Here is a 12565-nt window from a genome sequence, read left to right on the forward strand (position 1 = left end):
CATTGTAAGTTTTTAGTACTTCCTTGCCTGCTACTTTGTAACACTTTCTTGGTACATGATTTTTGGACTTATAGTTTTAATCAATCATTGGAAAGTGCTTCATCACCTTCAAAAAGAACTAATCTATTTACTTTACAAATTATTATATGTAAAATTTCATAAATAAAACTTCAAAAACGTTGCAACAAATTAAAAAAATAATTATATTTACAAAACATATTGTGATTTTAATACACCAATCATTCAAAAAAATCATCTATTCCCAAACGTTATCTTCATAAAACTCTGATTTTCAAAAATCAAAAAGTTTTTTTTTGTAAAAAAAATGTATCGGAATTTGATTTTCTGCCAAAAAAGACCGTTTTTGTATAAGACTTAACATAAATACCCCCTTTTATATTTATAATAAGTCTGTTAGACCAAATAACAACTGAATAAATTGTTATGTCTCAAGTGTTGATACCCCTTTTGTTGAACAATAAAAAAATTTAGGAAAACAATAACCATTAAGATGAAATCGGTCGTCCTCGCAGAAATATCTGAACGTGAATTAATAGAAGGTTGTATTGCCAAAAAAAGGCGATACCAAGAGCAACTATACTATAGATATGGTACAGATATGTATCAAGTATGCCTGATGTATGCCAAGAATGAAGCAGATGCTTCTGACATCTTACAAGAGAGCTTTATCAAAGTTTTCAAAAACATACATACCTTTAAATTTCAAGGAGCGTTAGGAGGATGGATTCGTAGGACTGTTGTTTTTACTGCTATTAATGCTTATAAAAAGAAGCAAAGGGAAACACAATTAGTTGTCTCTATGCCAGAGACGGAATATGTTGATTTTTCGGTTAATGAAATTGCAGAAGGATTAGATCCTAGTGAAATTGTAAAACTAGTTAATCAGTTGCCTAAGAAGGCACAACAAGTTTTAAAATTATATGCGATAGAAGGCTATAAGCATCAAGAAATTGCTGATATGCTAGGTATTTCTGTTGGGACATCAAAATCTCAATTAAATCGAGCAAAAAAAATATTACAAGAAGCAGTAAAAACACTTCATGGATAACAAAAATCAGAGCAACAACTCGGTTGGAGATACTTCTAAATTCTCTCATGAAAACCAACTGCCTCCTATATGGGACAACATCTCTAAAGAGCTTAATGCTTTAGATGAAGATGCTATGCCCCTAGATAACCAAACGGTAGATTCTAACGAGTTATCTGATCTTGCTGACTTTAGTATTGTCAAAGAAAGTTTTCAAACTAATTTTAGTACTAAAGAGCCCCCTAAGTTTATGTGGGACAAAATTGAGCAAGATTTAGAATCATTTACAGTTACTGATGACCCATCAACATTTAGTGCTATAAAAGATGGTTTTGAGCAAAACTACAAAGAAACCTCTGTTCCTAATTTCACTTGGGCTGATTTAGCGGAAGAAATGGATAATCCGAAGCCTAAAGAGAAAGTAGAAGATTACGCATTTGTCAAACGAGGTTTTGAAAAGCAATATAGTGCTGTTGTTGTTCCCTTATTTAGCTGGGATGACTTGGCCAAACGCATGGATAATGAAGCTGCCCTTGCCGATACACCTGATCGCTACTCTATTGTCAAAGATAGTTTCCAAAAAGTATACGCCAATAACCAACCAGCAGTTGACACATGGGCAAACTTAGAGCAACAATTGCAATCTAATTCTCATTGGAAGAAAATAGGGCTACTTTTATCTGCTCCTGCTTTCTTGAAAAAAGCAGCTTTATTCACAGCTATTGGCGTCTTTATGCTAGGTAGCAAATTCTACCTAGCTAACGAATCAACTCCTATTTCTATTCCAACCTCTTCTGTTATCGCCAGTAACCAAGAACCTCAAAAGGAAACGACTGCTAAAGATTTGTTTCATAAAATACACGAATCTAGTCTAAATGCAGCTGGTCACAGAAGTCACACTGAAGAAACTTCGGAGAAGGTATTGCCGCTTTCTGATGCTTTATACTCTGATGTTGTTACTCCTGAGTCATCAGAAAATACTCCTTCTAGTTTGGAAAATAACAAAGAACAAGATGGTTCTAACGTTCAAAACCACTTTACTCAAACTGTAGATAAAGATACACCGAACAATACAGGCAATTCTTCCAATACAACAGGTACTGTTGCCAATGAACAAGATTTATTGTATCAAGAGGATGAAATAAAGCCTAAGGTAGAGCAATCTATTCATACGTCTGATCTTAACTGGATTGGACAGGCTGGTGTCAATGTAGAAGCATTTGACAAAGGTGTCAATGTTTTGGTTCAAGACTTCATTTTAGATTCGGAAATTACTAAAATGGATGAAGATAACTTTACCCTTGTTCGTCAAGCTCAAAAAGGGAAGAAAATTCGTTTTGAAGTAGGGCTAACAGGGAAAGGAGGCACCTCCATCTTATTAGGTCAAAATAAGTACGAAACTTGGAACAATGGAGAACCAACACATTTGTGCCCTACAGGCGCCTTTGGGATTATGGCTAATTATCACTTTACACTCAATGATGCTGTTGTTCTAGGAATTTACCCTTACTCTTCAATGAAACAATGCTTTGGCAAATACGATAACAATGGTAATTATGAAGCAACAGATATTGATTTATCTCTATTTGATTTTACTTTAGGTTATCAAAGGACACTAATTCGATACAATAGTTTGAGCCAAATTCCTTCTAAAATTTACGCTCGCTTGGATTTTGGTCTTGGAATTTTAACGAATGCAAAAACTAAAGTAAACGAACAAGTTATTAGTTCTGAAAAACTATATAATAAATTTAATTTCTCGGCAGGATTAGCTTTAGGTAATGCACATGAAATTAATCAGTTTATCATTGACTATGGCATTACTAGCAATATTGGAGTCAACAACTTAATAACAGGTTCTAACCCTACTATCTTACAGCCTGCCCAATTACTAAACATTGGTGCTTACCTTGGCGTACGATACATCCTTGTTCCTAGGCTTGAACCATCCAAAAAACAACGCCAATTTGACTGGTCTCCTCCATTCTACATAGAAGAACCTGCGTTTTAAACTATAAAAGGAGTTTGTTTGAGGATTAGCTTTGTTACTCCCTGTGATTATGAACTCGCACAGCTCGGCTTGCTGTTGTTATCTAGTATTTATTTCATGAACAGTCCATTGTGTTCAGCATAAGTCTACTCGCCTGTCGCTTAGTTGAGAAACTTATAATTGAGATAGTCTATTTCACGTTCAATTCCTTTGATTTAGCATGATTTTTGTAGCCCAATTCCTTAGTAAATAGCCCTCCCATTACTGATACTCGCTTGAAAATATGTGACTATGAAATTACTTTTACGCTCCAATTTTTCTTTATTTCTAATTTTTCTTTTCTTACTAAGTAGTTGTGAGAAAGAAGATGCTTTTAAAAATCCGACTCCTGTTATTTTTAATTTTGGCATGAATCAGCAAGGTGTTGGCGGTTCAGATGATTTGACTTTTTCGGATGGATACATCATTATTCATCAGTTTTCAGTTATCGGAGAACGTGTGGAAGGAGAAGATTTTGAATTTTTGCGGACATTTCCCAATGGTTTAAAAATTCCGTTTTATAATAATTCTACTTTTGATGAATTGAGTTTTGATTTGCCACAAGGAGCATACAATAGTTTAAAGATTCGTTTTGAAACCCAAAGTGGTATTAACACCAACTTATTTGTAAAGGGTCGTTATTTGTATAATAATCCTCTCAAAAATCCTTCTACAGTACATTTAAAGTGGAATACAAATAAAGTTTTTGAAGCCAATCTATTGTCTTCTACAGGGATGCGTTCTTTGGTACTAAATGAAACCAAAACCGAAACGCCTCGAATCATCTTCAAACCTAAGCCTTGGTTTGCCGACGTCACAGAAATGATGCTTGAAAATGCTTCGTTTTTAACAACAGCAAACAACGAACAAATCATGACAATTGATCCAACTAATAATGTAACTATCTTCACAGAGATTGATTTAAAAATAGGAACAGAATTAAAATGTTCGTTGTAAGTTTAATTTTCAAGAAAAAAAACCTTACATTAAACTAATAGCCAACAAGTTAATACTCAACAAACATAATATTGATCACAACAATTCACAAAATATCTTAGAGAAACATTAAACACACTATTCTTTTATACATCTATGTCCACTAGACATACGTTTCGTTTTTCATAACTTGCATAAAATACAATAACCTTGAAGGAACTTTCAGAGAGAGAACTAGTAGAACGTTGTGCTGCCGATGAGCGACAGTACCAAGAACTACTATATCGCAAGTATGCTGGCGATATGTATAAAGTATGCCTAATGTATGCCAACAACAAGGCAGATGCGGCTGATATTTTACAAGAAAGCTTTATTAAAGTATTCAAAAATATACACCGCTTTAGATTCGAAGGCTCTCTAAGAGGTTGGATTCGTCGTACCGTTGTCCATACTGCTATCAACGCCTATAACAAAAAACAGCGTGACACGCAAGTAATCATTCCAATGGCAGAAAGTGGGGAGGTAGATGCTTCTATTGATAGTATTGTTGGACAGCTAGAAGCTAATGACATTATTAAGTTGGTTAACTCTTTGCCTCAAAAAGCTAGGCAAGTTCTTAAATTATATGCCATAGAAGGCTACAAACATAAAGAAATTGCCGCTTTGTTAGGAATTACAGAAGGTACTTCTAAATCCCAATTCAGTAGAGCTAAAAAAATGCTACAAACTTCAATTGAAACACTCCATGGCTAAGAAACAACAGCAAAATAAAATTGGAGAAAGTTTTGAACAACATCTCCCTGATGAATTGGTTCCTGATTTTATTTGGAATAACATCTCCAGTGCCTTAGACAAGGCTCCTGCTATGGAAGAAAGTACCGAAAAAATCAAATCCTCTTTTGAAAAGGGATTTGAGCAGGAAGCATTGCCCGTATTTCTATGGGATAACATCGAGTCTTCTCTGAATCATGCAAGCTTTTTGGAGGAATCTGTCGAAAATGAAAATAAAATTAAGGCTTCTTTTGAAGAGGGCTTTCAAGATACTATTCCTGACAACTTATGGGAAAATGTAGAAAATCAGTTGGAAATTGAAGGTGTTTGGCAGCGGGTCTTGAAACGCTTAAACAAAAATACTAGAAGACGGTATTGGCAGGAAAAAGGAATGCAACTGGGCATTCTTGCCTTGGCTGTTTTGCTACTTAGAGGCTGTGACTTTGGGCAATGGTCTACTATAACTCCTATCGCTCAAAAAGTAAATGTATCTACTCAAACAACTTCTTCTACAACACCTCCGTTTGTATCCAATAAAAAGGTTAAAAATGGTTCTGAGAACCACTCTAGTAATTCCATTGCCCCTACAAAGAATCCAAAACTTTCAGATGCTAGTCATTCTCTTATTGATAATACTAGTTCGTTGACCTCTTCAAAAGAAACAACAATAACGAATACGATTACCAATAATCCTACTTCGGTTGCTGCTCTTTCTAAGTCTAAGAATCATCATCCGTTCGATAATCTGTCAAAAGGATCTATTAAACCATCTGTTACTGCTGCTAAACAAGAAAAACAGGATATTACAGCACCTAATCATAACAACCAACCCTATCTAGAACCTATAACAAATAAGGCACAAGGCAAGTCAGATCAACAAATATCTGAACTTCAAGAAACAGCATCGTTAACACAACAATCTCCTAGAGTACCGCTTAACAATAACAAAACTTCTGACCTTTCCTCCATAAAAGCGTCTACTACTCCAGCTAATAATTATAATAGTTCTAATTCTACAAATTCAACACCAACTCCTTCTGCTCTACTAAGTCAAGCTGCCATTGCGACACTGACAAACAAACCATTTGTTGATTCATCCATTCAGGTACTTCAGGATTTCCACATTAAAAATATCCTTAATAAGAAAAAGCATCAAGTTAGATTTGAAGTAGGAATGAATGGGAAAATAGGTACTTCTCTTTTATTAGGAAATGCGACCAGTAAAGGTATGGAAACAACAAGTATGACTAAAACAAAAACTCGTGTGGCAGGTGGCATTGGGATTATAGTAAACAGCTACCTAACCGCTAATGATGCGATTGTTTTTGGCGCCTACCCTTTGTCCAATAGCCAACAATACTTTGGAGGGTATACCAATGAGGGACGTTATTACCACAAAGAAGTCAAACTGGCTTACTTTGATTTTACGCTAGGTTATCAACGAGTCTTAGTACACTACAATGATTTTGGCACGATTCCATCTTCTATCTATGCTAGAATAGACTATGGATTAGGTTATTTAAGTAAAAGTGAGGAAATCGTCAATGGGCTTGCTTCTGAACTAGGTGATGCCTATAACAAATTGAATCATAATATTGGTCTGACCATTGGTAATACACATCGCATCAATCGTTTTGTTATTGATTATGGTCTTTATGGCAATCTGGGTTTAAGTGCTGTTCTTAACTTTAGCCCATCTGGAACCAATACAATAGAATACAGCAACTTAGCGACCATGGGTGGCTATGTAGGTCTTCGTTATGTCTTGTAATTTTACAAGCTATAATCTCTGGCATCACTTTGTTCACCAGTATCAAAATACTTAAACCACTTCCCTTCTCGGACTCCTTTTTTATAACGACCAACTAATTTTAATTGTCCATTGGAGTAATAATGCTTCCATAAATCATCTTTTGCAGAACGTTTAGGATCTACGAGTATATAATTCCCAACACTTTCTAGTTCGCCATTGGAATGATAGGATTCCCATTTCCCTACCCTACGATCTAAGTTTAGCATTCCTTTTATTTTCAGTTGTCCATTTTCATAATAAGAAAAATAGTTACCTACCCCCTGCTTATATTGGCAAGTATTTTTAAGTTGCCCCTGCTCATAATAAACCGCACAGCGACCATTCTTAATACCTTCGTTGTACACAAATTCGCTATTGAGGGCTCCAGTTGGATAATATGTTTGTAAAACTCCATGTAGAATACCGTGCTTAAACGATTGCTTCATAGCTAATTGTCCATTTTCAAAATAATACTGATACCATCCGTGCATCTTGTTCTTATAATTAGAATAGACCACCTTCAGTTGCCCATTTTCATAGTATTCTCGAACGGCACCATCCAGCGTATCTAGGTGATAATGACGTGCTATTCTCAGCTGTCCATTTTTATAATATTCCTTAGAAATACCATCCAACCGACCAAAATCATAGACCTGAATGGATTGAATTTGCTTTTTATCGGTATCATAATAAGTTTTGTGGACACCATCTTTGGGACCAAATCCATATTGATTTTGGGTTCCCCCTAGCACCAATAAAATAACGGTTATTACATAGAATGTTGATAACAGCCAACTAAAAATTGGTAGTCTCCAACGTAAACTGCCAATGATAAAACACAAAGTAGGCACTCCCCAAAGTACAGCACCAGGATATATATAAGTTCTTATATAAATTAGTCCTGCAAAAAACAAGCTATTGATTGTCCACAATATAGCAGCCCCTGTTTTGAAATCTGCATGCTTCCTAATTCCATACGTATGCCCATTAACAGCAAAGAAAAAAGAAGCCAACGCAAAAGGTAAGTGAAATATCAACAGGACTACTCCTATATAAAAAGGAACCGAATGGGTAGGCTCGTCTAGTTCTGTTGTATAAAATGCAGCAACTTCAAACGATTGCAAGACAAATACAACCATCAACAAGAATACTAAACGAATTGATTTATAGGTGTCCATTATGAAACTTTTAAATTGGTAAACAGGTAGTTCTATTAAAATAAGGTAATTTTTTTAAAAAGTTACACTAAATAAGCAATCCATAACAATAGAGAATTGATACTTTAGTTGCTTTTGATTACCTTTACATTTCCAAATTGAAATCTCATGAGCATGTTTTAACACGAAAAAACTTTTTTTGTACTAAAAAGGACTAAAACAGAAATTTCTATTGGAAACCAATTCGTTAACCCTATGGTCAAATGGTTTTATTTGACCATAAGGTTAATAACATGTACTTTAAACTGTAGATTGAATGATTAACACAACAACAGTTCCAACTGTTAACACACTCGAGCGTCTTCATAAAATTGTAGAGCAACGCATCATGGTCATTGATGGTGCAATGGGTACTATGATTCAAGAGTACAACTTGACGGAAAAAGACTATCGAGGCAAGCGATTTGAAGATTTTCATCAAGATCTTAAAGGTAATAATGACTTATTGTCTATAACGAGACCTGATGTTATCGAAAACATTCACAAGGCATACTTAAAGGCAGGTGCAGATATTATTGAAACCAATACCTTTAATGCCAATGCCATTTCGCAAGAAGACTATGATTTGGCAGAATTAGCCTATGAGATGAATGTTGCTTCTGCTCAATGTGCCAAACGTGCTACTGAATATTACAATCAACTGAATCCTGATAGACCTCGTTTTGTAGCAGGTGCCATTGGTCCTACTAGCAAAACAGCTTCTATGTCTCCTGATGTGAACGACCCAGGATATAGAGCCGTTACGTTTGACGATTTGGTAGAAGCTTATTATTTGCAAGTAAGAGGTCTAGCCGATGGAGGAGCAGATTTATTTTTAGTAGAAACAATTTTTGATACCTTAAATTGTAAAGCAGCACTCTTTGCTATTGACAAGTACTGTGAAGATGTAGGCATTCAATACCCCATTATGGTATCTGGAACCATAACAGATGCTAGTGGTCGAACGCTCTCTGGGCAAACAGTAGAAGCCTTTTGGATTTCGGTAAGCCATGCCAATTTATTTAGCGTTGGGCTAAACTGTGCGCTTGGTGCTACTGAAATGCGTCCACACGTAGAAGCATTATCTAATATTGCCGATTGTTATGTTAGTGCCTATCCCAATGCAGGATTGCCCAATGAGTTTGGAGAATACGATCAAGACGGTATAGAGATGAGTGGCTACATCAAGGATTTTGCTTCCAGTGGTTTTGTCAACATTATTGGAGGTTGCTGTGGAACATCTCCAGAACATATTCAATGTATGGCTGAAGCCGTGCAGGGTCTCCCTACTCGCAAAAAAAATGAACCGTCTAAATATACTCAATACAGTGGTTTAGAACCGTTGATTGTTCGAGAAAACCTAAACTTCATCAATGTTGGAGAACGTACTAATGTCACTGGTTCTCGTAAGTTTGCTCGTTTGATTAAAAATGGCAACTACGAGGAAGCTCTTTCTGTTGCTCGTCAACAGGTAGAAGGAGGGGCACAAGTTATTGACGTTAATATGGATGAAGGGCTTTTGGACTCTAAACAAGCCATGATTAACTTCTTGAATCTAATTGCGGCTGAGCCTGATATTTCTAAGCTTCCTATTATGATTGATTCTTCTAAATGGGAAGTAATCGAAGCTGGATTAAAATGCGTACAAGGAAAATCCATTGTCAACTCTATCTCTCTCAAAGAGGGAGAAGAAGCATTTATTAAGCATGCAAAACTATGCAAACGCTATGGTGCAGCAATGATTGTAATGGCTTTTGATACAGAAGGACAAGCAGATACAACCGAAAGAAAGGTAGAAATTTGTCATCGTGCTTACAAAATATTAACCGAACAAGTTGGCGTTCGTCCACAAGACATCATCTTTGATCCTAATATCTTTGCTATTGGGACAGGAATTGACGAACACGCCAATTATGGGATTTACTTCATCGATGCTTGCCGTGAAATTAAGCGTTTAATGCCTAATGTAAAGATTAGTGGTGGTGTTAGTAATATTTCGTTCTCCTTCCGTGGTAATAATGTCATTCGAGAAGCGATTCACTCTGTTTTCTTATACCATGCCGTAAAAGCAGGAATGGATATGGGGATTGTCAATGCAGGAATGATGGAGGTTTATGAAGATATTCCTCAAGAATTATTGGTCTTAGTAGAGGATTTGCTGTTCAATAGAAATCCTGAAGCAACCGACCGCCTAATGGAATATGCGGAGAAGGTAAAGGGGCAAGGTAAAAAACGTACGGTGGATTTATCTTGGCGTGAAGGAACTGTCGAAGAACGTTTGTCGCACTCTTTAGTAAAAGGTATTACAGATTATATCGTAGAAGATACCAAAGAAGCTCATGCCAAGTATGTTAGCCCACTCCGAGTTATTGAAGAACCTTTAATGGCGGGAATGGATGTTGTTGGGGATTTATTTGGAGCAGGAAAAATGTTTTTGCCACAAGTAGTCAAGTCAGCCCGTGTTATGAAACAAGCGGTAGCTTATTTGACACCTTTTATTGAAGAGGAAAAGAAAGATGCAGGTGGATCATCTAAAGGAAAAATTCTGATGGCAACCGTAAAGGGGGATGTGCATGATATTGGTAAAAATATTGTTGGGATTGTTTTGGCTTGTAACAATTATGAAATTGTTGATTTAGGTGTAATGGTTTCTTGTGACGCTATTTTAAAAGCAGCTCGCAAAGAACAAGTGGACATCATTGGCTTGAGTGGTCTGATTACTCCTTCTTTGGATGAAATGGTCTATGTTGCCAAAGAAATGCAGCGCCAAGGGTTCGACATTCCTTTGATGATTGGAGGGGCAACGACTTCTAAAACACATACTGCTGTAAAAATTGAGCCTCAGTATACTAATAATATTGCTGTTCATGTTTTAGATGCGTCTCGTTCTGTTACAGTTGCTAGTTCGTTATTAAATGAAAATAAAAATGAGCAAGAAGCCTACGTCCAAGGAATTCGAAAGGAATTTGATGAAGTTCGTTTGCGCCGTGGGAATCGAAAATCAGCTAAAAAATACTTGACCTACAAAAAAGCCAAAGAAAATAAACTCCAATTAGATTGGGAAAACTACACGCCTCCTGTTCCTACATTTACAGGAACAAAGGTATTTGAAAATTTTGATTTAAACACACTTCGCCAATACATCGACTGGACTCCTTTCTTTACTAGTTGGCAATTGCGAGGCAAATATCCTGCGATTTTAACAGACGATGTTGTTGGTACAGAAGCTCAAAAATTATTTGATGATGCACAGGTTCTTCTAGACCGCATTATCAACGAAAAATGGCTAACGGCTACTGCTGTTATTGGGTTCTTTCCTGCCAATAGCATCAACGATGATGATATCGAAGTTTATACCGATGAATCTCGCTCACAAGTGGCACATACGTTACGCAACTTGCGTCAACAACGCCAAAAAGCACCTGGACAGGCTAATTTCTGCCTGAGTGACTACATTGCTCCTAAAGAAACAAATGTCAACGATTATATTGGTGCATTTGCCGTAACCGCAGGGGGTAATATAGAAGGATGGGTCAAAAAGTTTGAAGAAGCATTGGACGATTACAATGCGATTATGACAAAAGCCTTGGCAGATCGTTTGGCAGAAGCCTTTGCAGAATGTATGCATGAGCAAGTCCGAAAGCTACATTGGGGCTATGATCAATCCGAAAGCTTGAGTAATGATGAGTTAATTAAAGAACGTTATGTAGGTATTCGTCCTGCGCCTGGCTATTCCGCTTGTCCTGAACACACCGAAAAACGCACGCTGTTCGAATTACTAAACGTTGAAGCGCAAACGGGTATTACTTTAACCGAAAGTTGTGCTATGTATCCTGCTGCGTCGGTAAGTGGTTGGTATTTTTCTCACCCAGAATCGAAGTATTTTGGATTAGGAAATATAGAAAAAGACCAAGTGGAAGCTTACGCCCAACGCAAAGGAATGCATACAGCAGAAGCAGAACGTTGGTTAATGCCTGTTTTAAATTATGACATTTAGTCTATTTTACCATAAATTTTTAGTTTGTACAAACTAGTGCTACTCCAACTAAAAAAGGTTGAAGTTGTTTAAAAGAAAGAATACTTTTAAGCAACTTCTTTTTTTTGTAGAACCAAACACATCCCTGTAAGCCTACTAGGCATTATTAATACAACAAAACATAGCAATACTCTAATTCTTCTCGTCTTAATCGGCATAAAATTTGGAGTGCTGCTTACTAAATTTCGCAATATCAATCACATCAATTATGAAGTGGGTAGTGGTTTATTTATTTTGTTTTTTATCAACCAGTGGAATGACTCAGTTAAATAAAAAGGACTTAATAGGTACTTATTACTACCAAGAAATTGCTAGTGGAAATCGAGCTAAAGTAGATCATGCTAATTATTACTATAACATTCAGCTCAAAAAAGATGGTTCTTTTCTGTGGACACGCAAGCAAGGTCGCTTATCCGTAAAATATTACTATCGCTATGGCTTGTGGACAATGAACGGAGATAAAGTAGTGCTTCATATAAAATTAGAAGCCTACGATCCTCAAACATACCATTCTGCTAAAAACGGATTCACTCCCACTGCTCCTCTTGACGTTCTAAAAAACCAAAAAGCGAGTGGACTTTATTATATGATGACAAAAATAGATAGCGACTCTATTAAAGGATTGAATTATCAAGATAGTTTTTATCAAAAAGTAAGAAATTAGTTTGCGTTCAAACAACCTTTTCCACTATTGGTGCATCTATACTTTTGAAATTTACACAAAGCATACAAACAAATGCTCTTTATTTTTTTAACA

The 12565-nt window shown here is 36.3% G+C and carries 8 protein-coding genes; 7 read left to right on the forward strand and 1 reads right to left on the reverse strand.

The window, feature by feature from the left end; all coding sequences use genetic code 11:
• Positions 1-511 precede the first annotated feature (511 nt).
• The 5 genes from QP953_RS27450 (at position 512) to QP953_RS27470 (ending at position 6555) form a co-directional block, all read left to right on the forward strand.
• Positions 512-1069 carry an RNA polymerase sigma factor gene (locus QP953_RS27450; protein WP_052593596.1) on the forward strand — a complete coding sequence of 186 codons (558 nt, stop codon included), beginning with the start codon at positions 512-514 and terminating at the stop codon, positions 1067-1069.
• On the forward strand, positions 1062-3059 hold the full coding sequence (locus QP953_RS27455; protein ID WP_309553538.1) for a hypothetical protein: 1998 nt from the start codon (positions 1062-1064) through the stop codon (positions 3057-3059). The genes QP953_RS27450 and QP953_RS27455 overlap by 8 nt, the downstream gene beginning before the upstream one ends.
• A gap of 270 nt (positions 3060-3329) precedes the next feature.
• Positions 3330-4034: a hypothetical protein gene (locus QP953_RS27460; protein WP_309553539.1), complete on the forward strand. Its 705-nt coding sequence runs from the start codon at positions 3330-3332 to the stop codon at positions 4032-4034.
• Between the two features lie 189 nt (positions 4035-4223).
• On the forward strand, positions 4224-4766 hold the full coding sequence (locus tag QP953_RS27465; RefSeq protein WP_052593603.1) for an RNA polymerase sigma factor: 543 nt from the start codon (positions 4224-4226) through the stop codon (positions 4764-4766).
• Positions 4759-6555, forward strand: a complete 1797-nt coding sequence (locus QP953_RS27470; protein ID WP_309553540.1) for a hypothetical protein — start codon at positions 4759-4761, stop codon at positions 6553-6555. Before QP953_RS27465 ends, QP953_RS27470 begins: the two co-directional genes overlap by 8 nt.
• Before the next feature lie 2 nt (positions 6556-6557).
• Here the strand turns inward: QP953_RS27470 and QP953_RS27475 are convergent, their stop codons facing one another.
• The gene (locus QP953_RS27475; protein WP_309553541.1) at positions 6558-7754 is read right to left on the reverse strand and encodes a toxin-antitoxin system YwqK family antitoxin; all 1197 of its coding nucleotides are present in this window, start codon (positions 7752-7754) and stop codon (positions 6558-6560) included.
• A gap of 295 nt (positions 7755-8049) precedes the next feature.
• Here QP953_RS27475 and metH point away from each other — a divergent pair, with 295 nt between their 5' ends.
• Positions 8050-11769, forward strand: coding sequence for a methionine synthase (gene metH / locus QP953_RS27480; protein ID WP_052593609.1), 3720 nt, complete (start codon positions 8050-8052; stop codon positions 11767-11769).
• Positions 11770-12016: 247 nt separating this feature from the next.
• The gene (locus QP953_RS27485; RefSeq protein ID WP_309553542.1) at positions 12017-12472 is read left to right on the forward strand and encodes a hypothetical protein; all 456 of its coding nucleotides are present in this window, start codon (positions 12017-12019) and stop codon (positions 12470-12472) included.
• The last annotated feature ends 93 nt before the right edge of the window (positions 12473-12565 follow it).

The organism is Aureispira sp. CCB-E (assembly GCF_031326345.1).
Taxonomy (GTDB): domain Bacteria; phylum Bacteroidota; class Bacteroidia; order Chitinophagales; family Saprospiraceae; genus Aureispira.

What these genes read in the sequence shown, in the direction of transcription:
- QP953_RS27460 (WP_309553539.1), top strand. Translation starts at nt 3,330, where the DNA reads ATGAAATTACTTTTACGCTCCAATTTTTCTTTATTTCTAATTTTTCTT.
- QP953_RS27450 (WP_052593596.1), top strand. Translation starts at nt 512, where the DNA reads ATGAAATCGGTCGTCCTCGCAGAAATATCTGAACGTGAATTAATAGAA.
- QP953_RS27455 (WP_309553538.1), top strand. Translation starts at nt 1,062, where the DNA reads ATGGATAACAAAAATCAGAGCAACAACTCGGTTGGAGATACTTCTAAA.
- QP953_RS27485 (WP_309553542.1), top strand. Translation starts at nt 12,017, where the DNA reads ATGAAGTGGGTAGTGGTTTATTTATTTTGTTTTTTATCAACCAGTGGA.
- metH (WP_052593609.1), top strand. Translation starts at nt 8,050, where the DNA reads ATGATTAACACAACAACAGTTCCAACTGTTAACACACTCGAGCGTCTT.
- QP953_RS27470 (WP_309553540.1), top strand. Translation starts at nt 4,759, where the DNA reads ATGGCTAAGAAACAACAGCAAAATAAAATTGGAGAAAGTTTTGAACAA.
- QP953_RS27475 (WP_309553541.1), bottom strand. Translation starts at nt 7,754, where the DNA reads ATGGACACCTATAAATCAATTCGTTTAGTATTCTTGTTGATGGTTGTA.